The 21,203-nt window shown below is 71.2% G+C and carries 15 protein-coding genes, 2 tRNA genes, 1 other RNA gene and 1 pseudogene; 4 read left to right on the top strand and 15 right to left on the bottom strand.

The genetic code is table 11. The annotated features are described in order from the left end of the window. Window positions 1-37: 37 nt before the first annotated feature. The 3 genes from ACIOGX_RS14890 (at window position 38) to ACIOGX_RS14880 (ending at window position 2,314) form a co-directional block, all read left to right on the top strand. Window positions 38-1,603, top strand: a complete 1,566-nt coding sequence (locus ACIOGX_RS14890) for a sensor histidine kinase (protein ID WP_401913238.1) — start codon at window positions 38-40, stop codon at window positions 1,601-1,603. Window positions 1,604-1,607: 4 nt separating this feature from the next. Next, the gene (locus ACIOGX_RS14885; RefSeq protein ID WP_129769931.1) at window positions 1,608-2,219 is read left to right on the top strand and encodes a response regulator transcription factor; all 612 of its coding nucleotides are present in this window, start codon (window positions 1,608-1,610) and stop codon (window positions 2,217-2,219) included. 22 nt (window positions 2,220-2,241) lie between these two features. Then, window positions 2,242-2,314, top strand: a tRNA-Gly gene (locus ACIOGX_RS14880). A gap of 141 nt (window positions 2,315-2,455) precedes the next feature. Here ACIOGX_RS14880 and ACIOGX_RS14875 read toward each other — a convergent pair. The 6 genes and pseudogenes from ACIOGX_RS14875 to ffs all read right to left on the bottom strand — a co-directional run bounded on the left by ACIOGX_RS14875 (window position 2,456) and on the right by ffs (window position 11,915). Then, the gene (locus ACIOGX_RS14875) at window positions 2,456-3,355 is read right to left on the bottom strand and encodes a phosphoribosylaminoimidazolesuccinocarboxamide synthase (RefSeq protein WP_356509308.1); all 900 of its coding nucleotides are present in this window, start codon (window positions 3,353-3,355) and stop codon (window positions 2,456-2,458) included. A gap of 257 nt (window positions 3,356-3,612) precedes the next feature. Then, on the bottom strand, window positions 3,613-5,145 hold the full coding sequence (locus tag ACIOGX_RS14870) for a N,N-dimethylformamidase beta subunit family domain-containing protein (RefSeq protein ID WP_387013962.1): 1,533 nt from the start codon (window positions 5,143-5,145) through the stop codon (window positions 3,613-3,615). Between the two features lie 311 nt (window positions 5,146-5,456). Continuing rightward, the gene (locus tag ACIOGX_RS14865; protein ID WP_401913234.1) at window positions 5,457-7,511 is read right to left on the bottom strand and encodes a hypothetical protein; all 2,055 of its coding nucleotides are present in this window, start codon (window positions 7,509-7,511) and stop codon (window positions 5,457-5,459) included. Between the two features lie 536 nt (window positions 7,512-8,047). Beyond that, window positions 8,048-9,292: pseudogene (gene purD / locus ACIOGX_RS14860) on the bottom strand (phosphoribosylamine--glycine ligase); the annotation flags it as partial. Between the two features lie 82 nt (window positions 9,293-9,374). Then, window positions 9,375-11,765 carry a DNA polymerase III subunit gamma and tau gene (locus ACIOGX_RS14855; protein ID WP_401913231.1) on the bottom strand — a complete coding sequence of 797 codons (2,391 nt, stop codon included), beginning with the start codon at window positions 11,763-11,765 and terminating at the stop codon, window positions 9,375-9,377. A gap of 51 nt (window positions 11,766-11,816) precedes the next feature. Then, an RNA gene (gene ffs / locus ACIOGX_RS14850) (signal recognition particle sRNA small type) lies at window positions 11,817-11,915 on the bottom strand. Window positions 11,916-11,987: 72 nt separating this feature from the next. Here ffs and ACIOGX_RS14845 point away from each other — a divergent pair. Then, window positions 11,988-12,075 (top strand) — tRNA-Ser (locus tag ACIOGX_RS14845). 64 nt (window positions 12,076-12,139) lie between these two features. Here the strand turns inward: ACIOGX_RS14845 and ACIOGX_RS14840 are convergent. From ACIOGX_RS14840 to ACIOGX_RS14800, 9 genes are all read right to left on the bottom strand, one after another. Beyond that, window positions 12,140-13,420, bottom strand: coding sequence for a tyrosine-type recombinase/integrase (locus tag ACIOGX_RS14840; protein WP_401913228.1), 1,281 nt, complete (start codon window positions 13,418-13,420; stop codon window positions 12,140-12,142). A gap of 82 nt (window positions 13,421-13,502) precedes the next feature. Then, window positions 13,503-13,721 carry a helix-turn-helix domain-containing protein gene (locus tag ACIOGX_RS14835; protein WP_401913225.1) on the bottom strand — a complete coding sequence of 73 codons (219 nt, stop codon included), beginning with the start codon at window positions 13,719-13,721 and terminating at the stop codon, window positions 13,503-13,505. A 468-nt stretch (window positions 13,722-14,189) separates the two neighbouring features. Further along, window positions 14,190-15,665: an ATP-binding protein gene (locus tag ACIOGX_RS14830; protein ID WP_401913222.1), complete on the bottom strand. Its 1,476-nt coding sequence runs from the start codon at window positions 15,663-15,665 to the stop codon at window positions 14,190-14,192. Between the two features lie 4 nt (window positions 15,666-15,669). Continuing rightward, window positions 15,670-16,506: a bifunctional DNA primase/polymerase gene (locus tag ACIOGX_RS14825; RefSeq protein ID WP_401913219.1), complete on the bottom strand. Its 837-nt coding sequence runs from the start codon at window positions 16,504-16,506 to the stop codon at window positions 15,670-15,672. Beyond that, window positions 16,503-17,357: a hypothetical protein gene (locus tag ACIOGX_RS14820; RefSeq protein WP_401913216.1), complete on the bottom strand. Its 855-nt coding sequence runs from the start codon at window positions 17,355-17,357 to the stop codon at window positions 16,503-16,505. Before ACIOGX_RS14820 ends, ACIOGX_RS14825 begins: the two co-directional genes overlap by 4 nt. An 85-nt stretch (window positions 17,358-17,442) precedes the next feature. Continuing rightward, a complete protein-coding gene (locus ACIOGX_RS14815; protein ID WP_356509292.1) occupies window positions 17,443-18,144 on the bottom strand; it encodes a SpoIIE family protein phosphatase in 702 nt (233 codons plus the stop codon). A gap of 78 nt (window positions 18,145-18,222) precedes the next feature. Further along, on the bottom strand, window positions 18,223-18,504 hold the full coding sequence (locus ACIOGX_RS14810; protein ID WP_401913213.1) for a hypothetical protein: 282 nt from the start codon (window positions 18,502-18,504) through the stop codon (window positions 18,223-18,225). A gap of 12 nt (window positions 18,505-18,516) precedes the next feature. Beyond that, window positions 18,517-18,705 (bottom strand): hypothetical protein, encoded by a 189-nt coding sequence (locus ACIOGX_RS14805; protein WP_401913210.1) that lies wholly within the window; start codon window positions 18,703-18,705, stop codon window positions 18,517-18,519. 402 nt (window positions 18,706-19,107) lie between these two features. Continuing rightward, window positions 19,108-21,189 (bottom strand): cell division protein FtsK, encoded by a 2,082-nt coding sequence (locus ACIOGX_RS14800; protein ID WP_401913207.1) that lies wholly within the window; start codon window positions 21,187-21,189, stop codon window positions 19,108-19,110. Window positions 21,190-21,203 lie beyond the last annotated feature (14 nt).

The following is a 21,203-nucleotide window of genomic DNA, read 5'->3' as shown; positions in this document are numbered from 1 at the left end:
CGCGGACACAGGCACCAGGACACCGAGGAAGGGCGCGATGTCCAGACTGACGGGCTGGTGGCACGGCTGGAGCAAGCCGGCCAGGAGCAACATGGCCAAGGTCGAGCTCTACACCCGCTGGACGTTCCATGGCTTCACGATCGTCGAGGTCGGCGCGATCGGCATTCCGCAGCTCTTCGCCGGTGGCGGAGGACAGCGGGGCGGCTGGCTGTTCCTGCTCGTCATGGCGCATTCCGCGGTGACGGGCGTGCTGCTGTCCACGGCCATGGACTGGCGCCTGGGCCGGCGTGAGCAGCCTGTACGGCTGATTCTGGGCGTTTCCGCACTGACGGGCGGAGGCATCATCACCCTGCTCGTGCTGGGGAGTACCGGCTCGCTTCCACAGGACACGGCTTACGCGTTTCTGCTGGTGGGGTTCGCCGGCTTCGGTCTGGCGGCGATCACTCTCGGACTGCGCACGACGGCGCAGAGGGTGTACGCCGTGCTCGGTGCGGGGGTCGGGACGACGGCCTTCAGTCTGCTGTTCGGGCTGGAGTGGTACAACGCCGCCGCGAACGGGGTCGCCGTCCTCGCCACGGGTTCGTCTCTCGGCTTCTCCTGTGTCTTCTCGGCCTGGCTGGTCAACGTCGTCTGGGAACTGAGCGAGGCGCGCGAGCTGCATACGCGGCTCGCGATCGCGGAGGAGCGGCTGCGTTTCGGGCGCGATCTGCACGATGTCATGGGCCGCAACCTCGCGGTGATCGCGCTGAAGAGCGAGCTGGCGGTCCAGCTGGCCGAGCGCGACCGGCCGGGGGCGGTGACCCAGATGACCGAGGTGCAGCAGATCGCGCAGGAGTCGCAGCGGGAGGTACGGGAGGTCGTACGCGGCTACCGGGAAGCGGATCTGCACACCGAACTGGAAGGAGCCCGGGGGGTGTTGAAGGCGGCGGGCATCGACTGCCGGATCAAGGGGGACGATGTCGGCGGACTGTCCGCCGAGGTCCAGTCGGCTCTCGGGTGGGTGGTACGGGAGGCGACGACGAATGTGCTGCGGCACGGGGACGCCCGGCGGTGCACCGTACAGCTGTCGCAGACCGGGGGGTCGGGTGTCGCTGACCCGTCGGTCGGCGGGTCGGGGGTCGGCGGGTCGGGGGCCGGCGGCTCGGGGGTCGGCGGAGGGCCGGCCGGCGGGTCGGGCGGCGGTTCGGGCGGCCGGGAGGCGGTGCTGACCGTGGAGAACGACGGGGTGCCGGCCGCCGGTACGCGGGCCGGGACGGGCTCCGGCGGGCCGGCCGGGAAGGACTCCGGACTGTCGGGGACGGGCTCCGGGCTGGCGGGACTGCGGGAGAGGCTGGCCGCGCTGGATGGGACCCTTGAGGCGGGAAGCACCGGGGACGGCTGCTTCCTGCTGACGGCACGGGTGCCGCTGCCGCTGCCACGGACGGACACCGGTCGTGACCGCCGCTTCTCCGACGCGGGCGAGGCGGGAGACGCGGGAGACGCGGGCGATGACTCCGACGTGGCTGACGTAACCGACGTGACTGGCGCGACTGGCGCGACTGGCGTGACTGGCGTGACTGGCGTGACCGATGAAGCCGGCGAGACCCGGACGGCGAGGAAGTAGCGGTATGAGTCCTGTTCGCGTACTGCTCGCCGACGATGAGCATTTGATCCGTGGTGCGCTCGCCGCGCTGCTCGCGCTCGAAGACGATCTGATCGTCGTCGCCGAGGCGGCCTCCGGGCCCGAAGCCCTGGCGATGGCACGGGCCCACCGGCCCGATGTGGCCGTGCTGGATCTCCAGATGCCGGGCGCGGACGGTGTGAAAGTCGCCACATCGCTCCGTACCGAACTGCCCGGCTGCCGCACGATGATCGTGACGAGCCACGGCCGGCCCGGCCATCTGAAACGGGCGCTGGCGGCGGGCGTACGGGGCTTCGTCCCGAAGACGGTGAGCGCACGGCAGCTCGCCGAGATCATCCGTACCGTCCACGCCGGGAACCGTTTCGTCGACCCCGAGTTGGCGGCGGACGCGATCTCGGCCGGGGACTCGCCGCTGACCGCGCGCGAGGCCGAGGTCCTGGAGCTGGCGGCGGACGGGGCGCCGATCGCGGAGGTCGCGGAGCGGGCGTCGCTGTCGCAGGGGACCGTACGGAACTATCTGTCGTCGGCGGCCTCCAAACTGGGGGCGGAGAACCGACATACGGCAGTGCGTCTCGCCCGCGAGCGAGGTTGGGTATAGTGGTCTCCGCGCCACGGCGCATGCGGACGTAGCTCAGTTGGTAGAGCGCAACCTTGCCAAGGTTGAGGTCGCCAGTTCGAACCTGGTCGTCCGCTCAGCGTAGAAGCCCCCCGGCCGGATCGGCCGGGGGGCTTCTCGGTGTTCCCGTCGTGTGTTCCGGCCGTGTGGTCCGGGGGGGGGTGGTCCGGGAAGTGGTCCGGCCGTGCGATCCGCTTCCGGCGGCAGCTCGTAGGCGTTTACCGCCAGCTGAGGCCGGTGAGCAGTTCGTACGCCTCCACGTACTTCGCGCGGGTCGCGTCGACGATCTCCTGCGGCAGCGGGGGCGGCGGCTGCTCGCTCCGGCGGTCCCAGCCGGAGGCCGGGGAGGTCAGCCAGTCGCGGACGTACTGCTTGTCGTACGACGGCTGCGGACGGCCCGGCTCCCAGCCGGCGGCCGGCCAGAAACGCGAGGAGTCGGGGGTCAGCACCTCGTCGGCGATCACCAGCCGCTCGCCGTCGAAGCCGAACTCGAACTTGGTGTCGGCGAGGATGATCCCCCGGTCGCGGGCGATGTCCCGGGCCCGGCCGTAGACGTCGAGGGTCGTCCGGCGGAGCAGGGCCGCGGTCTCCGCGCCGACCTGGCGGGCCACTTCCTCGTACGGGACGTTCTCGTCGTGGTCGCCGACGGCCGCCTTGGTGGCGGGCGTGAAGATCGGGCCGGGCAGCTCGGAGCCGTCCATGAGGCCCTCGGGGAGCGCGAGCCCGCAGACGGTACGGGACTCGTCGTACTCCGCGAGACCCGAGCCGGTCAGATAGCCACGGGCGACGCACTCCACGGGGACCATCCGGAGCGACCGGCAGATGAGGGTGCGGCCGGCCCAGTCGGCGGGGGCGCCCGCGGGGAGATCGGTCGAGATCACATGGTTGGGCACGAGGTCGACGAGCTTCTCGAACCACCAGAGCGAGAGCTGGGTGAGGACCCGGCCCTTGTCGGGGATTTCGGTGGGCAGCACCCAGTCGTACGCGGACATTCGGTCACTGGCGACCATCACGAGGTCGCCCGCCTCGTTCCGGTACAGATCCCGCACCTTGCCGGTGTGGATGTGCACCAGACCCGGCACCTCTGCGGGCTCGGGCTTTTCTACGAATCCGGACACGGTTCCTCCCCGTGGTTCTGTCCGATCTGAGAGATCGCCTCGATTCTCCCGTATGCCGGAAGTCCCAGCTCGCAGGGGTGCCGCGCGCCGTTCGGACGGCTCGCGGATCCGGTCCGACGGGAGCGGGAGGGCGGGCGGTGCTCAGCCCCGGCGCCCGGTCCTGGCGTCTGGTCCTGGCACCCGGTCCTGGCGTCCGGTCCTGGCGCTCGCTACCGGTGCTCGATCTCGGCGCTCCGTACCGGCGCTCCGTACCGGCGTCAGTCCCGCTTGCAGATCCGGTCCAGGAGGTTGGCGGTCGCGCGCTGGATGCGGGGATCGACATGGCCCGGCCGGTCCAGCGCCGGGGACCAGGCGAAGGTGCCCGACGCGAAGACGAGCGCGCCGGACGGGGCGCGGTAGAGCGAGGTCTCCTGGTGGCGCCGGCTGTTGTCGAGATCGCGGTACGGGGAGTGCGCGAGCAGGATCCGGTCCTGGTGCTCGGGGAGGGCCGTACGCGGGAAGTAACGGTCCGCCTCGCCCGCGACCAGGCCCTCGATCTCGTCGCCCTCCGTCGCGCCGGTGGCTTCCCAGAGCCAGTGATCGGCGTTCCGTACGACCAGGGGGTGCGGCTCGGGGACCCGGCCCGCGTACTGGATGCCGAGCAGCTCCTGCTCCGGCCGGTCCACCTCGCGCCAGAGCGCGGGGCGGCCCGGACCACGGCGCTTGCGGCAGGTGAGCAGGCGGTCGGGGACGCCGGAGGCCGAGGGGCCCAACTCCACCTGCCAGTACATGGTGTTGGCGGAGAGGAAGACGAGTGAGGTACCGCCGTCGCGCGCCGCCTCGACGGTCCGGCGCATGGGGACGGACCAGTACTCGTCATGGCCGGGGAAGACCAGGCCCCGGTAGCGGCTGGGGTCGACGCGGCCCGCGTGCAGATCGCGGGTGTCGGCGTAGGCGAGGTCGTAGCCGTACCGCTCGGCCCAGCGGATGAAGTCGTAGGCGTGGCCGACATGGAGGGGCAGCCCCGCGCCCGCGTAGGGGCGGTCGAAGGAGACCGTCATGGCGGCGTCCTGTTCGCCGAGGAGCCGGCCCTGCTCGTCCCACGCGTGGTAGAGGCTGGCGCCGGTGTGGCCGTCCTCGGGATAGAGGTTGTAGGCCTGCCAGGTGATGTCGGGGAGGAGCAGGAGCAGATCGGCGGGGTGGCTGTCGCGGACGGTGAAGGGGATGTGGGAGCGGTAGCCGTCGGCCGTCGTGAGGACGGCGACATAGGCACCGAGGGCCCAGAAGTCCGGGATCTGGAGCCGCCAGGACAGCCACCAGTGATGGCAGGAGACGGTCCGGTCGGCGGCGAGCGGGGGCGGCTGGACGATCCCGGAGAGCCTGGGGCTGGTGATGATCTTGCGGGCGCCGTCACCGCCGTAGTGCCCGATCCGGTAGATGTCGACCGAGAACTGCTGGGGCGGGTCGACGGTGACATGGAAGTCGATGGCCTCGCCGGGGGCGACGGCGCCGGTGGACGCGAAGCCCTTGATCTGGCGTCGTACGTCGTCGGCGGTACGGGTGCCACCGCTGCCGCCGTGGTGTCCGTGCCCGTGCCCGTGCCCATGTCCGTGTCCGTGCCCGTAACCGGCGTGGTTGCCCTGGCCGTCGCTGCCCAGATGCGGATCGGCGTACCAGGGCACGACATGGCCGGTGTCGTCGAAGTAGTTCTCGCTGCCGCGCAGCCAGGGCAGCGGGCCCTGGCCGAAGGGATCGCTGACCGCGTGGGCGAGCGCACCCGATTCCCACCGCCGGATCTGGTCCGCCCCCATGGTGCGCCCCTCCTCCGAGCCCCCGCGCCATCAGGTGGCACGACCGTTGACAGATGCGCCGACGCGAGCACCGACGCGCCGGTGATACGACCGTTTATCCGGCCGGTGAAGCGGTCGGGTGTAAGCGGCGACCCCCAGCACATCACATTACGCACGCGCTCCGTCACCGTTCGTTGCGAATTAACCTTAAAGGAACGCGACAATCAGGATTCACGGTGTGATAAGGGGTGGGCCGCGATCGCGGCCGGCAGGGCGGTACCGGGCCCGGCGCCGACGGGCGCCGGGCGGTGTGTGCCGTTATGTGGCGGGGCTCACACGAGGCGCACGGGCTTCTCGGCCCGTACGCCGAGCGACGTCAGCCAGGAACGGAGCGGCTCGGCGTCGCCGCCCTCGACCAGGCTGAGGACGCGCCCGCCCAGATCCGCGCGGCGCTCGCCGTCGATCAGGAGGGCCGGGCCGTCGAGCCAGTCGAGGCCGGGCACGGCACCCGCCGTATCGACGGCGGAGCAGCAGACCATCGCCGTGACATGGTCGGCGAGCAGCTCACGGCCGCTGCGGGGCGGCTGGAGCGGAAAGAGGGGCAGCGGGTCGGTGCCCCAGAGCGCGACAGCGTCGCTCGCGACCTCGGGCGGGACGGCGGGAGCCGCCGCGGCCTCTTCGCGGGCCAGCTCGGCGCTGATGCCGGCGGCCAGGGCGTCGCCCGCCTCAATGGCCTCATCGATCTTGTTCGTCTCGCTGGTCCTGCTCGGCTTGCCCGTCCTGCTCGTCGTCTCGCTGGTCCTGCTCGGCTCGTTGGCCTTGCTGGTCCTGCTCGGCTCGTTGGCCTTGCTGGTCTCGTTGGTCTTGCCGGTTTCGTTGGTCCTGTCGGTTTCGCCGGCCTCACCGATCCCGCTGGTCCTGCCGGCCTCACTCGCGCTTCCGACGGGACTGGTGCCGCTGGAGCCACCGCATCCACTGCTGCCACGGTTGCCGCTGCCACTGCCACTGCCACCGCTGCCGCCGCTGACATGACGGGCACTGCCGGTGACGCCTGTCCTGGCGTCGTGCCGGGAGAGGTGCTCGATGACCCGTTCCAGGGTCGGGCCCGGCGTCAGGGCGGAGCCCGCCGGGTCGGCGGAGCGCCGTACCCCCATGGCGTCGAGGACGCGGTGCAGCCGCGCCGCTTCCGTACGCCACTTACGGTCGACGACCTCCTCCGGATACTGCTGCCAGTCCACCGGGGACCAGTCCGGGCCCGCCTCGGCCGGACCGCCGTGGAAGAGGCGGGCGGCCAGCAGAGAGGCCGCCTCGTCGACCACGCCCGGTTCTTCGAGCAGATCGCAGGCGGGACGCTCGCCGAGCCGGGACGTGAAACCCTCGGCGAGACGGTCGCGGCGGGACAGCTCCGTGAGCGCGGACACCACGCCGGCGTCCAGCCGGGACGGCCAGCGGCCCATGCGCCACGCGGGCAGAGCGACCCTGGTCAGCAGCCGGTCCCAGCCCGCGTACGCGAGGCCCACCTGCTCCTGGGCGACGATCCGCAGACCGTAGTCCACCGCCTGTGCGCGCTCGGAGGCGGCCGCCGCGACACCGCGCTCCATCAACGCGGCATGCTCGCCGCAGCCGCGCAGCAGCAGCTTGGCGACGCGGCCGACAAAGCCCAGCGCCACGCGGCGTATCGGTCCCAGGCCAGGCCGGGACGCGACGGCGACCGCCGCGTCGAGCCCCCGGACGAACCGGCGTGCCGCGGCTATGTCGGGATGCGCCGAAGGTCCCGTACCCGCCACGACAGGGGCGAGCACGGCCCGCAGCTCGGCGACCCGCATCCACCACAGGAAGGGCGAACCGATCACGAGGACGGGGGCGGCGGCGATCCGCCGGGCGGCGCGCCGACGGCCGCCGCCGAAGCCGGACAGCGCGCGCGGGTGCGTATACGCGTCAGCGTGCGTATCCGAGAGTGCCTCGGCGTGCGCCGGATGCGTACGGTCCTCCAGCCAGCTGTCGCAGTCCGGGGTCAGCGCTATGGCGGAGGGCGCGGGCACATCGAGCCGCTCCGCGAGATCGCGCACCAGCCGGTAGAGATCGGGGGCGGCCTTCTCGCTGACCGGGACGGTCGGGCTGAGCGCGGGCCTGGCACGGGCGACCACGGCGGCGACGGCGCCCGCGAGCAGCAGCACGACGAGCGCGAGGCCCGTCACGGCCCAGCGCGCGATGTCCCAGCCTCCGCCGCTGAGGCGGCCCGTGGCCCCGCCGACGAGCAGGACGACGGCGACGGCGGCGGGCAGCACCGCCACGCCCAGCGCCCTGCTGCGGACGCGCAGCACCGCGAGAGCCCGTACACGGGCGCCCTGAGCACCCATTTCCTCACCGAGACCGGTACCGGACATGGTCGGACCTCACCCCCTCTGCCCCGCGGCCTGCGTTGCTCACTCCCCCACTGTGGCACCCGTCACTGACATCGCAATGCCGGTGGGCCAAGTGCCGGAACGCCTGCGCCGCACCCTAGTTGGGCCCTGGAGACCCGTCATCCGGATGGCCCAACGGTCACTCGATGGAATGGCTTTGGGTAAAGCTGCTGACGCGAGGGGGATGCGGCGACGCGTGCGATGTGGGTGCGGTGTGACAGCGCCGCCCCCGTCCTGGGCGAGCCGGGGCGGGGGCGGGGGCGTGGGCGTGGGGTGGAGTCGGGGTCGAGGTCGGAGCGGAGCGGGGTGAGGCGGGGCGTGGGCCAGGGCTGAGGCGGCGTGCGGCGGGGCGGGGACGGACAGCGCTCGGGATCGTGCCTCCCGGGGCTCCGGCGCACGGGATCGGGCTCCTGCGGCGCCTGCGGCTCCCGCGCCCGGGATCAGGCTCCCGTGGTCTCCACGGTCTCGGTGGCCTCGGCGTTCTCCGCGTTCCCGGCGTTCTTGGCGTTCCCGGCGTTCTCCGCGGCCTCGCGGGCGATGTCCGTACGGTGCTGGGAGCCCGCCAGCCGGATGCGGCGCAGCGCCGTGTACGCACGCTCCCTCGCCTGCGTCAGATCCCCGCCCGTGGCCGTCACCGACAGCACACGGCCGCCGGCGCTCACGACCGTGTCGCCGTCACGCCGGGTGCCGGCGTGCAGGACGTACGCGTCGGGGGCATCCTGTGCCGCGATCTCTCCGAGGCCCTCGATCGGGTCGCCGGTGCGCGGGGTGTCCGGGTAGTTGTGCGAGGCGACGACCACCGTGACCGCCGCGTCGTCGCGCCAGGTCAGCGGGGGCAGCGTGGCGAGGTCTCCCTCGGCCGCCGCCAGCAGGACGCGCGCCAGCGGCGTCTTGAGCCTGGCCAGGACCACCTGCGTCTCCGGGTCGCCGAAGCGTGCGTTGAACTCGATGACCCGCACGCCGCGTCCCGTGATCGCGAGGCCCGCGTAGAGCAGCCCCGAAAAGGGCGTACCGCGGCGGTGCAGTTCGTTGACCGTCGGCTGGAGAACGGTCTCCAGGACCTCGTCCACCAGCTTGGGGTCGGCCCACGGGAGCGGGGAGTACGCGCCCATGCCGCCCGTGTTGGGGCCCTCGTCGTTGTCGAGGGCGCGCTTGAAGTCCTGCGCGGGCTGGAGCGGAAGGACCGTCTCGCCGTCGGTGATGGCGAAGAGGGAGACCTCGGGGCCGTCGAGGAACTCCTCGATGACGACGCGGTCGCAGCCGAGCGCGTGCTCGCGCGCCACGGCGAGATCCGCGGTCACGACGACGCCCTTCCCGGCGGCGAGTCCGTCGTCCTTGACGACGTACGGCGGGCCGAAGGCGTCGAGCGCCTCGTCGATCTGTTCGGGGGTGGTGCAGACGTAACTACGGGCCGTCGGAACGTTCGCCGCGGCCATCACATCCTTGGCGAAGGCCTTGGAGCCCTCCAGCTCGGCCGCCTCCCGGGACGGGCCGAAGCAGGGGATGCCCGCGCTCCGTACGGCGTCGGCGACCCCGGCCACCAGCGGGGCCTCGGGCCCGACGACGACGAGCCCGGCCTCCAGCTCGGTGGCGAGGCGGGCCACGGCCGTACCGTCCAGCGCGTCCACCGGGTGCAGCTCGGCGACCTCGGCGATGCCGGCGTTGCCGGGCGCGCAGTGCAGAGCGGTGACCTCGGGGTCGAGGGAGAGAGAGCGGCACAGGGCGTGTTCGCGGGCGCCGCCGCCGATGACAAGGACCTTCACGAGGGGCAGCCTAGCCCGGACAGGGCGCCGCTCCGTGTGCGGGCCTTGGACGGCCTTGGACAGGCCGCCGAATCGCGGACCGCTATTCGTTTGTGTATTCCTCCACAACCGTCGCTCCCAGCTCGCGCACGATCAGTTCGTGACCGGAGAGCGCGGAGTCGACGAGGTCCGGATCGTCCTCCTCCGGAATGTCGTCCTCCAGTGCCACCGGCGGCTTCGCGGGCGCGGCGGGTCTGTTGTCGGGCCGGTCCTGGCGGCCGGGTCCGTTCTGGCGCTGCGACTCGGATCGCGCCGCACCGGAACCGGTCGCGGCCTGGGACACGGAGGCGGACGACGACTGCGAGGCGTGCGTGGGCTGGGCGGGGCGCTGCGCCTGCGGGCTGGCCGGGGCGGCGTTCGAGGCGGAGGGGGCACCTCCGTATCCGCCACCGCCCCCGCCTCCGTATCCGCCGCCGGAGCCGGACCCGGGAGAGGCCGCGCCGCCGGGGCCGCCCCCGCCATAGCCACCGCCCGCGGTGTAGCCGCCACCGGGGCCGGGGCCGCCGTAACCGCCACCGCCTCCGCCGCCTCCGCTCGCCGGGGGCGCGGCGGTGCCGCCCGACGGGTCGACGATCGCCTCGATCTTCCACTGCACATGGAACTGCTCGGAGAGCGCCTGCTTGAGCACGTCCTCGCTGCCGCTGCTCGTGAAGTTGTCACGGGCGCCCGCGTTGATGAAACCGACCTGGAGGGTCGTCCCGTCGAATCCCGCGACCTGCGCGTTCTGGCTGAGCAGGATCCAGGTGAAGCGCCGGCGGTTCTTGACGGCCTCCAGGATGTCCGGCCACATGTTCCGCACCTGGCCGGCGCCCTGCGTCATACCGGGGGCAGGCGCGGCGGCAGCGGCGGCGGGCTGAGGGGCGGCGGCCGGCGAGGACGCGGGACCCGGCGTCGGTGCGCTCCCCTGTCCCTGTCCCTGTCCCTGTCCTTGTCCCTGCGCTTGCCCCTGCCCGGGGGCCGACGCGGTGGGCCAGCCGCCGGGACGGCGCCCCGCGGTCTCGGGCGTCGCGGCGGAGGGCCAGGCACCGGGCCGCTGCGGCTCGGCGGCGGGGCCGGGCGCCGGCGCGTGCGCGGCAGGCGGCGGAGCGGCGGGCTCCGGTACGGCCTGCGGCACGGCCGGGGCCTGCGGCACGGCCGGTGGTACGGGCGCGGGCGCGGCCGGTCCTGGCATCGCGGGCGGTACGGGCCCGTGCGCCTCGGGCCCGGGGACGTACCCCGTCGCGGGACCGGGACCCCCGGCCGAGAACACGGCCCCCGCGGTCGAAGCGGCGGCGGCCGCCCCCCGCTCCAGCCGGTCGAGCCGCGCCTGAACCGACCGTTCGTCGTCGAAGGCCGCGGGCAGCAGCACCCGCGCGCAGATCAGCTCCAGCTGAAGCCGGGGCGAGGTGGCCCCGCGCATCTCCGTGAGCCCGGTGTTGACCAGGTCGGCCGCCCGGCTCAACTCGGCCGCGCCGAAGACCGACGCCTGGGCCTGCATCCGCTCGACGACATCGGCGGGGGCGTCGATCAGCCCCTTCTCCCCGGCATCCGGCACGGCGGCCAGAATGACGAGGTCCCGCAGCCGCTCCAGGAGATCGGCGACGAAGCGCCGCGGGTCGTTCCCGCCCTCGATGACCTGCTCGACGACCTCGAACGCCGCGGCCCCGTCCCCCGCCGCGAAGGCGTCCGTCACCGCGTCGAGCAGCGACCCGTCCGTATAACCGAGCAGGGCCGTCGCCATGGCGTACGTCACACCGTCCTCGGCGGCGCCCGCGAGCAACTGATCCATCACGGACATCGAGTCACGTACGGACCCGCCACCGGCCCGCACGACCAGCGGCAGCACCCCGTCCGCGACCGGGATCCGCTCCTTGCCGCACACCTCGCCGAGATAGTCGCGCAGCGTCCCCGGCGGGACCAGCCGGAACGGATAGTGGTGCGTACGCGACCGGATCGTGCCGATGACCTTCTCGGGCTCGGTGGTCGCGAAGATGAACTTGAGATGCTCCGGCGGCTCCTCGACCACCTTCAGCAGGGCGTTGAAGCCCGCCGAGGTGACCATGTGCGCCTCGTCGATGATGTAGATCTTGTAACGACTGCCCGCGGGCCCGAAGAACGCCTTCTCCCGAAGATCACGGGCATCGTCCACGCCTCCGTGCGACGCGGCGTCGATCTCGATCACATCGATGGACCCCGGCCCGTTCCTGGCCAGGTCCTTGCAGGACTGGCACTTACCGCACGGCGTCGGCGTGGGCCCCTGCTCACAGTTCAGACAGCGCGCGAGGATGCGCGCACTGGTCGTCTTCCCACAGCCACGCGGCCCGCTGAACAGGTACGCATGATTGACCCGGTTGTTCCGCAGGGCCTGCTGCAGCGGGTCAGTGACATGCTCCTGCCCGATGACCTCGGCGAACGACTCGGGGCGATAACGGCGGTACAGCGCAAGGGACGACACACCTACGACGATATCGGCCCCCTACGACAAAGCCCCCCGACCACCACCCCCAACGCAAGCGCCCCCCACGCACCCGCCAGAGCCGACCTACCCTTGCTGCCTTCCGGCCCTGGGGGAGTTCAGTCAGATAGCGCCACGTGAGGGGCTCCGCACACAGTACCCGATCCCGGAGGCCCGGATCGAGTTCGCGAGCACTCCCCGGCGTCTTGTATTGTTTGCCGCGGAGGATTCGCCTAGTGGCCTAGGGCGCACGCTTGGAAAGCGTGTTGGGGGCAACCCCTCACGAGTTCGAATCTCGTATCCTCCGCCATTGCTCTCACCGGGCAATACGTCGAAGGGCCCCACCGTTCGCGGTGGGGCCCTTCGACGTTGTCTCAACCCTCGTTGTTCTGGTCTTTGTCCGCAGGGGCGTTCGGGGAAGGCCCCCAGATGGCCTCCGCGATCTTCTGCGCCACCGCCTTCAGCATGGCGTCGGGCACATGCAGGTACCGCGCGCGCATCCGGGAGGACGTGCCCGACTCCCAGCCCATGATCTGGTCGATCACGCGGTCCGGGACGCCAAGCAGCATGAGGACGGTGGCGGCGGTGTGGCGGGCATCGTGCAGGCGTCCGTCGCGCACACCCGCGTCATCCAACAGCTTCTTCCAGTCGTGGTAGTCCGTGTTCGGACTCAGCGGGCCACCGAGCGGTTTCGTGAACACGTAGTCCGACTCTGTCCACAGGTTCCCGGCCGCCCTGCGCTCCCGGGCCTGAGCTTCCTTGTGCGTTCGCAGCATCACGACCAGGGGGCCTGGCAGGGGAACCGCACGGCGGCCTGCGCGCGACTTGGTGTTCTTCGTCTCGCGCCGCACCTGCTTGCGGTGCGGGCAGTACCCGGCCTTCCGACCACACGGATCGGGCTCCTTGCACCCGTGTGCGTACTTCGGGCGCAGCCGGTTCCGGCGCAACTTCAGGTACTCGTGATCCAAGTCCACGTCGGCCCAGCGCAGTCCCAGCGTCTCTCCCTGCCGCAGGCCAAGCGCCAACGCCAGCATCCAACGGGCGCTGTTCCGGCGCTTGTTCACCTCGATCAGCAGGCTCTGCACCTCCTCAACCGAGTAGGGCTCGATCTCCTCCTCCGGCTCCTCCATCCGTGGTGGCTTGGCCAGGGCGGCGGCGTTCTTCGCTGCGTGGCCACGTCGTACCGCCTCACCGAGTGCGGTGCGGACAGTTCGGTGGGCCTGGTGGGCCGTGGCTGCCTTGCTGCCGTTCTTCTGCATCCGGCGGTACAGGCTCTCCAGGTGCTCCGGCTCCAAGCGATCGATTCGGTGCTTACCGATGCCGGGTACGAGGTGCACGCGAACCGCAACCTCGTACCCGTCATAGGTGTTCTCGCTGACGACGTCCTTGGCGATGTTCTGGACCCAGTGCCACAGCCACTTCTCAACTGTCCACAGCTTGCCAGGCTGCTGCGCAGTGCCCTGGTCGCGCTGCTTCTCCAGCCGCTTGACCTCCTCGATCAACGCGTCCTCGGAGGGGCGGGTGATGTGCCTGCGGTAGGGCTCACCGTTGTCCTTGTAGCCCATCGGCACCCGGGCGTGCCAACGATCGTCCTTGCCGAAGTAGATGGCTGTTTCGCCGTTGGCTCGACGCGTGCGCTTCTGGTCCTCCGCCATGGGCGGTCTCCTTCGGGGTGCTGCGGGTGGAAACGGCCGGAGCGCCACCCTGGGGCGGGGTGGCACTCCGGCGAAGGGTTGGTCAGGCGGCGCGCTGCTCAGCGCGGCGGCGAGCGAGGTAGGCGGCCGGAGCGTCGGCGGGCACACGTCGGAGGCCGCCGATGGTCAGGGATTCCAGTGCTCCGGTGCGGATGAGCCGATAGCAAGTGGTCCGCCCGATGCGAAGTCGGCGGGCGGCCTCTTCGACCGTGAGGAACACGAGGGTGGAGTCCAGGGAGTCGGAGAGCTGGAACGTGTCCATGGGTGGGGCACTCCTTCGTCTGACTGCGATACCGGGAGGCGCTTGCGTGCTTTCTCAGGGGCCTGCGCCTGTCCGATGTGTGGATTTCTGCGTCACAGCGTCACCAGCGTCATGCAGGGCTGTGACCTGGGGGTTTGTGTGACGCAGTGGTGTGGGTGTGCGTCATCGCTGCGTCATGGGCTGCGTCACGGCGTGACGCAGGTGACGCGGGATGACGCAGCGTCTGCCGTCTGCGTCACGCCCGTAGCCGCAGCTCAGGGGCCGTTTCCTGGCCCGCGTGACGCAGGTGACGCAGGGCGTCCCTACTTAGGAAAAGGAAGGGGGTGTCTGTAGTAGTGCGGCGGCCCTTCCAGCGTGAAGAAGGAGCCGCGTCGCGGCGCGACCCTCAGGCGGCGTTCCGCCGGACAAGCAAGAAGAGCACCCGCCGTGGCGTGCTCTTCTTGCTTGTCCCCGCGCCGTGCCGTGCGGTCAGAACGCCGCCGCCTGCTCGTGCGGTGAGGGGGCGGCCCGGCGGGCCATTTCGAGGTAACGGCCCTCACGGGTCCGGCCGCTGTCGATGAGCACGCCGCGAGCGGCCAGGGTGGGCTGGAGGCGCTTGAGGCGGTCTGAGAGGACTTTTCCCGTGGTCGGCCACCCTTTAGGCAGGGGGCGCAGTTCGTCGCCGCTGTAGAGGCGGCTGAGGCAGTGCAGCCACTCGGTGGACGTCATCCGCTGCTCTGCGCCCGGTTCGAGGCTGTCGGCGTGCTGGAGGACGGTCTGCGCGAGGAGATCGCCTTCGATCACGTCGTCATTCAGGTCGTCCAGACTGGCCCGGTACGCGGAGAGCGCCCCCAGGCCGGTGGCGGCGTCGAGCTGCGCGCACAGGTGCGCGAAGTCGGCCATCCGTAGATCGGTGGGCGTCTCCGCATCAGCGGCGTGGACCTTGACCGCGAGGTCCAGTAGGGAGCCGAGAACGACGGGCAGCACTTCCGCGTACTCCGCCCAGAGTTCGGCCTCGGTGCGCCGGACGCGGGGCCGCTCCAATCGCAGCGGCAGGAGCCGTTCCGCGAGGTCAGGCCGGATGACTCCCACGTCGATACCGGTCAGGAGCAGCGGGCGGCGGTAGCGGGCCCGGTGAACGTCCCCATCGGTGAACAGCGCGCGCTTGACGCTCTCGGCTCCGGTGACGATGCAGCACATGGCGTCGGACAGGTCCGGCGTCATGTGGGACAGGTTGTCCAGGGCGGTGACCCATCCGGCCGCCACCGCCGCGATCAGGTTCTCTTCGTCCTTCGGAGCGCGGCGCAGATCGCCGCTCATGCCCTCGATGATCCGCACGAGCATCCGCCCGCCGGTGGACTTGCCGGCGCCCTGGGGGCCGGTGAGGAACGGGGCGGGGACGGGAACGGACGGTCCGAGGCAGCCGATGAGCCAGGCGATGGCCAGGCATTCGGTTTCCGCGTTGGCGAAGTTGCACAGCCTGAGCAGGAGGTCGATGCCCTTGCCATCGGTGTCCCGCGCGGGCAGGGGGAGTTCGCCGGTGAGCTGGGTGCGCCGCCAGCACACCTCGCGCGGGTCGGGCACGGTGATGTCCCAGCCGGTGGGGTGGATGCGGACGGACCGCCCGTCGGTGCGGCCCAGGTCCAGCCACGTCGCCCCGTCGAATCCGGGGGCCACGCGGATGTGCACGGCCTGAGTCTCCTCGGTCAACGCGAGTGCTTCGATCAAGTCCAACGCCTCCTTCATGGCGGTGCCGTTGAACACGCCGATGCCGTCCTTGAACAGGCCGACCATGAGTTCCTGGCGGTGGCTGCCCGTCGTGCCCTGGGAGCGGATCGGGCGGGCCACCGGATGGCCGTTGCGCTGCGCGTACACGGTCCCGTCAGCGGTCCGGAAGTACCGGAAGTGGGACTGCGCGTAGTCGGTGATGACCTCGCGCGCCGGGTTCTTCTCGTCGTCGGCCACAGCCCTACACCCCCAGCGCGGTACGGGCGTTGGCCCACGCGATGGTGCAGTGCCGCGGGGACTCGCCCTTGGCCTGCGCGGCGGTGAACAGCCGCGCGACGTGGGCGTCGGTGAGGCAGCCGCACCGGCCGTGGGTGGACAGGACAGCGAGAAAGACCCGGTACACGGTGTTGTGGACCGCGCTCCGGGCATCGGTGATCCGGTGCTCGGCCATGGAGATACCGCGCTCCAGGTAGACGGGGGTGCGGTGACGGCACACCCCGCCGACCGACACGGGCACGGAAGCGCTCACCGGCCCGTGCTGCGGGACGGGCCGCTCCTTCACGGGCAGCGCGCGAACGACGTCCGGCAGATCGACCATCGTCCCCGTGCCGGGCCCGAGCCAACGGGCGTACCCCATAAGGGACTTGATGTCCACGCCGGGCCGCACGTTGTTCGCGCCCCGCATGGCACCGAGGTAGATCCAGTGCTCCCCACGGGTCGTGGCCACGGTCCGGGTGAGAGGCAGGTGCGCCCGTGCCCACGTGATCGCGTCGGCGTTGTCGAGGTCGACGACGGTCAGCCCGGCGCCGCCGGGGTGGTAGGCGACCGCCCGCGCCTCACGCCACGCCCCCGCCCACGGCAGGGAAGTCAGCACGGCGGTGTCGGCGGTCGCGGCGGCCCACCCGTGGCACGGAGCCGGGCAGGCACAGGTACCCGCGCGCTTCATGTGCGGACGGTCGCCACATGCGGAGCCGGTGCACGCCGGGCAGTTCCCGAAGGGGAGCTTGCCCGCGCGCAGCGGCAGCACGGGCACGCCCGCTGTGGCGAGGTTGAGAGCGGTTCTCAGGTACTCACTCATGCGGGAGCTCCCGTCTGTGCGGGCAGTCCGGCGAGAACGCGTGTGCGCCACTTGAGGGCGTAGTCAATGCAGTTGGCGCAGTTCTTGTGGGTGGTGTGGCCGGGCAAGGGCGGGCGCTTGCGGGCGTGGTAGCTCCATGCCATGGAGTCGGCGGTGGCCATGAGGTGCCCAACCTTCTCCAGACCGAGGATTTTGAATCCGAAGCCGTGCAGCTTGATGCCGTGCCCGGCGAGAGCGGTCACGATCTCCGCACCTTCGCGGGTGGACTGACGCCGGCAGACGGAGCCGAGCCCGACGAGCGGTTCCGCCGTGAGGTCGATACCGGCCCGGTCGTACAGGTCCACGCAGCGTTCGTAGTCCTGGAGCTCCCAGCCCTGCAACACCGGGATGATTGGCAACTCCGGTGCCAGCTCCCTGAGTTCGAGGTAGTTGGCGACGGTGCGCCGCTGGTGCTCTGCCACGCTCAGGTGCGTGCCGACGAAGACGTTCGGTCCGGCCTTGCCGCCGTGGATGATGAGCGGTTCACACATCCAGTCCTGCGGGGCCGCCCAGTCGAACGGGCCGACCCCTTCCCAGATGCGGCGCAGATCCGCGACATACTGCCGGGCGCTACGCGTCCAGCGGCCGTGTTCCTGGAGCTCCGAGAAGCCGCCGGAGTCCACGGCGTACGGGCCGAGGGCTTCGGGGAGCTTGACCGCTTTCACGAAGTGCTCGGACTTCAGGAACAGCGGCACATCGGTCAGGCGCACCCAGTGCCGCTTGTGGGTGGTCAGGTAGAACCGCATACCACCCGGCGGGGCGGCAGGCGGGTGCTCCCGGCGGTCTCGCCGGATGAGGGTCGGTTGAGTCATGCTGGGGACTCCAGTCCTCTGTTGAGTTGTGCTGGATGAGGGCGGCCCCGGACTTTGGCGAGACGGGGGCCGCCCTCGGTTGTGTCTAGGTGCGGGCGATGACGACGGCGGTGGCGTCGTCGCGGTAGCCGTCAGGGTCCGGCTGCGCCGCCGCGACGAGAGCGTCTGCGAGTGCCTGTGGGTTACCGGCGTGCTCCCGACACAGCTCCTCCGCCGTCTCCGGGGCCACTTGGTCCGAGACGCCGTCGCTGACGAGTAGGACAAGGGGGATGTCCTCGGGGATCTCCAGTTGGCGGCACGTCATCTCTGTCGCCTGCGCGAGTCCGAGCCTGGCCCAGTTGTCCTGGGTCCGTGCGATCTCGATGGGTACGCCGCCGTTCCACCGCAGCCACTGGCCCATGGTCTGGTCCGTGCTCCACAGGGTCAGCGTCTGGCCGTCCCATCCGTACGCGCGGCAGTCGCCGATCCAGTGGACCCCCGTGGGGTGGCCCGGTTCCATGGATGCGTAGACGGCGGACATGTGCGGCGGGCGGTCGTACGCGTCGGCCATCCGCCCGGCGGTGGTCAGAGCGACGAGTCCGCCCATGGCCATGCCCGTCAGGGTGATCACGGACGGCGCGTGCCGGGCGTAGTCGGTGACGTCCTCGTGGTGGCCGGCTCCGTCCACGACGGCCGCGCATACGCGATCGCCCCGCCGGTGGACGTGCGCCCCGTCCGCGCACGGCGTCTCGGTTCCCCCTCGGGTAGCAACGCCGGTCAGGATGGTGTGTGTTGCGATCTCAGGCATGGATGCCTTCCTCGTGGCGGGGCCGGACTGTCCGGCTCCCCACCGCGCCCGGCATCGGCCGGGCGCGACGGGGAGCCGTCAGAAGGGCGGTTCGTCGCTGTAGCCGCCGGTCTCCCACGGGTCGCGCCAAGCAGCACGCCGGCGAGGCATGCGCGGGAGGGGCAGCACGGTCCAGCGACGGGTCTCGTCCCAGCAGGGGCAGGGCTCCCACTCGGTGCCCGCGTACTCACCGGTCTCGTAGTCGCCGTAATCACGGTTGTGCCCGCCGTCGCCCTCACAGCGAGGGCAGTTGGGGCGAGGCGTGTCAGTGAGGATGAGGGCCGGGCGAGGCCATGTGGTGTGCTGGATACGCAGTCGCATCAACGAGGTCTCCTACAGGTCGGGTATCGCGTCGATGAGCGCGGTGGTGAGCTGGTTGATGGGCTCGGCGGCGCCGGTGGAGGCGAGGAAGAACCCGAATCCGGCGGCTATGAACGCGGCGCCGAAGCTGAGGGAGTGGGAGCGGAGCAGGAAGAAGAGGACGAGTCCGAACAGCGCGACGAGTGAGAGGGTCAGTGCCACGGCGCGGCTCCCTTCGAGACGGTGCGGGGGGTGGTTCCGGCGGCGTATGTGCGGCGCGAGGAGTTGAGAGCGCGGCGGCCGAGGCGGAGTCGGCGGCGTTGTCCGTGGCAGCGGCGGCAGAGCTTGGAGCCCTTGCGCAGCTCGCGCAGCCCGGTCCCGGAGCACTTCCGGCACGGGCCGAACGGACTGACAGCGCACAACGCTGCGTAACCGGCCAGGGTCGCGAGGAGTGCGGCGCTAGTGAGGAGCATGGGTGGGTGAACTCCCGTCCTGGGATGGTTTTCGGGGGTTGCGGCAGGTCAGCCGCTAGACGCTAGGTGCCTGATCACAGGGGTGATGGGCCGCTAGCGGGGGTGCTAGACCTAGCAGGCGGGGGTGCTAGGTCTAGCAGCGCTGCTCGGGTCAGGCCGCGGCCCGATCCGCGTCACGGCGCGTAATCGCGGCGGTGATGTCGGCCCGGTCGATGCCGCGCCGGTTCTTGCCCTCGCCGCTGTCGGTCTGGCCCCAGACCTGTCCGGGCTTGATGCCCCAGGGCTTGAGTGCGGTGGTGACGTTCTCGCCCTTCCACCCCTCGTACGCCTCGGGGCGCAGGGCGGTGAGGCGGGCGGCGATCCGCTCGCACCACACGGCCTTCTCGTCGGCCGGCATGACGTCGAGGACGTCGGTGAGGAGGTCGGCGCCGGTGCTCTTCTCGGGGCCCTGGCCGATGGCGTGGCCGGTGACGTTGCCGTACTCCTCGCGCATCGTCCGTGCGCGGGCGGCGATCCGCTCCGCGGCGACCGCGTCCACGAACGCGGACGCGACGATGCGCGGGTCGTCGCCTTCACCGGCCATCCAGCAGATACCGCGCTCGGACCTGCTGAACATGGTGGCCCGGTAGCCCGCCTTATACATCGACGTGCCGAGGACCATGTCGTTGGCGGGCTGGCCCATGACCTTCAGGCAGAACCGGAGCACGGCGTTGGCGCTGATGCCGGTGGGCAGGGACTTGGCGTCGGGGCGCTGGGTGCCGAAGAGGGCCACGATCCCCAGGGCGGGGCCGCGCTTGACCAGGTCGGTGCAGATCGCCTCGATCTCCTTGCCGTACTCCTCGTGCTCGAAGGGGACCTGGCACTCATCGAACCCGGCGACGATCGGGTGCAGACCGAGCGCCTTGTCATTCGCGAGTTCCGGGGTCACCTTCGACTCGGGGCAACGCGAGCGCGGCAGGCCCTTGATGACCTTCGCCCGCCGCCTGAGTTCATCCTTCAGCTCCCGCAGCGCGTGGACGACGTATTCGATGTCCTCGTCCTCTTCACCGGCGCGGTAGCGGTGGCAGACCGGCTCCAGGGCGCCGAAGTCGCCGGTGCCCTTGAAGTCGAACGCATGCAGTTCCGCGCGCGGGTCCAGGGCGGCGATGAGCAGGAACAGGCGCATCAGGAACGTCTTGCCCATACGCGGGATCGACCCGACCACCACGCTCGCGAACATGAGCGTCACGGCGACGTCCCGCATGCGCTGGTCGTTGCCGAACACGACCGGCTTGAACAGGTCAACCTGACCCGTCTTGGCGAGGGGCCAGGCGGGCTTGGTCGTCTCGTTCATCGGCTTGTCCCCGACCCACAGAACCAGCCGTCCTTCGTGCTGGGTGGGGTCGGGGGAGGGCCACACGCAGCCGACCTTGCGCCGCAGACCGGACGCGAGGGGCTTGCGGGCCTCCATGATGTCCTCGGGCGTCACGCCGTAGGGGAGATCGAGGTCGGCGCGGTAGCCGGGGCCGTCGCGGGTGATCTCGCTGGTGAAGCGCAGGCCGTTGTCCCCGCCCTTCTTGATGGCGGCCGACACCTTGGCGTTGCCGATGGAGTCCAGCCCGCGCAGCACAATGCTGCCGGTGAGCTTCTGGACCTCGGTCTTCAGCACGGCGGGGCCGATGACCGGCGCGTCCTTCTCCCCGCCCCCCAGACCCAGCAGCAACACGCCGCCGGCCGCGAACGCGTAGAGATAGGCGGGGGCCAGGACATAGAGCCACAGGGCAAATCCGAGCCCGAACACGGCCGCCACCAGCGTCACCAGCCCACGCAGCCGCACCCGCCCGGCACGCAGCCGGGACAGCCGCATGTACTCCTCAACGTCCTCGGTGCGCACGGCGTGGTCCCGCAGCGGCGCGGCTTCCCGGTCCCACACCCACCGGTTGGTCGCGACGACGAACCGGCAGGCTCCCCGCGGGGACATGACGGCGAGGCGTCCGGCATACACCGGGGCCCGGACCCCGTGGTAGAGGGCCGCGTACCCGGCGTTCGCGGCCGTGTGCCGGGCGGTGGACAGGAAGTCCCGCCGGGTGGTCAGCCACCCGGCCATCACCGGCTTGCGCTTCTCGGTGGCCACCCCCGGTTCGGGGAGCGTGGGATTGTCGACCGCCACCGGCGCCGCGGTCGTGGCCTCTTCGGTGTCGGTCGTGTCCGGAACCGCCCGCAGGTGCGCGGGCGGCGGAAGAGTCTCGGTCATGATGGTTTCTCCTG

The sequence above is a fragment of the Streptomyces sp. NPDC088147 genome (assembly GCF_044741565.1).
Classification (GTDB): Bacteria; Actinomycetota; Actinomycetes; order Streptomycetales; family Streptomycetaceae; genus Streptomyces.
This window is presented reverse-complemented; position numbering and strand designations above follow the sequence as displayed.

Coding starts and splice junctions, on each gene's coding strand:
- ACIOGX_RS14840 (WP_401913228.1), bottom strand. CDS start 13,420: ATGGCGGAGGACCAGAAGCGCACGCGTCGAGCCAACGGCGAAACAGCC.
- ACIOGX_RS14835 (WP_401913225.1), bottom strand. CDS start 13,721: ATGGACACGTTCCAGCTCTCCGACTCCCTGGACTCCACCCTCGTGTTC.
- ACIOGX_RS14815 (WP_356509292.1), bottom strand. CDS start 18,144: ATGCCTGAGATCGCAACACACACCATCCTGACCGGCGTTGCTACCCGA.
- ACIOGX_RS14820 (WP_401913216.1), bottom strand. CDS start 17,357: ATGACTCAACCGACCCTCATCCGGCGAGACCGCCGGGAGCACCCGCCT.
- ACIOGX_RS14810 (WP_401913213.1), bottom strand. CDS start 18,504: ATGCGACTGCGTATCCAGCACACCACATGGCCTCGCCCGGCCCTCATC.
- ACIOGX_RS14870 (WP_387013962.1), bottom strand. CDS start 5,145: ATGGGGGCGGACCAGATCCGGCGGTGGGAATCGGGTGCGCTCGCCCAC.
- ACIOGX_RS14825 (WP_401913219.1), bottom strand. CDS start 16,506: ATGAGTGAGTACCTGAGAACCGCTCTCAACCTCGCCACAGCGGGCGTG.
- ACIOGX_RS14885 (WP_129769931.1), top strand. CDS start 1,608: ATGAGTCCTGTTCGCGTACTGCTCGCCGACGATGAGCATTTGATCCGT.
- ACIOGX_RS14890 (WP_401913238.1), top strand. CDS start 38: ATGTCCAGACTGACGGGCTGGTGGCACGGCTGGAGCAAGCCGGCCAGG.
- ACIOGX_RS14800 (WP_401913207.1), bottom strand. CDS start 21,189: ATGACCGAGACTCTTCCGCCGCCCGCGCACCTGCGGGCGGTTCCGGAC.
- ACIOGX_RS14865 (WP_401913234.1), bottom strand. CDS start 7,511: ATGTCCGGTACCGGTCTCGGTGAGGAAATGGGTGCTCAGGGCGCCCGT.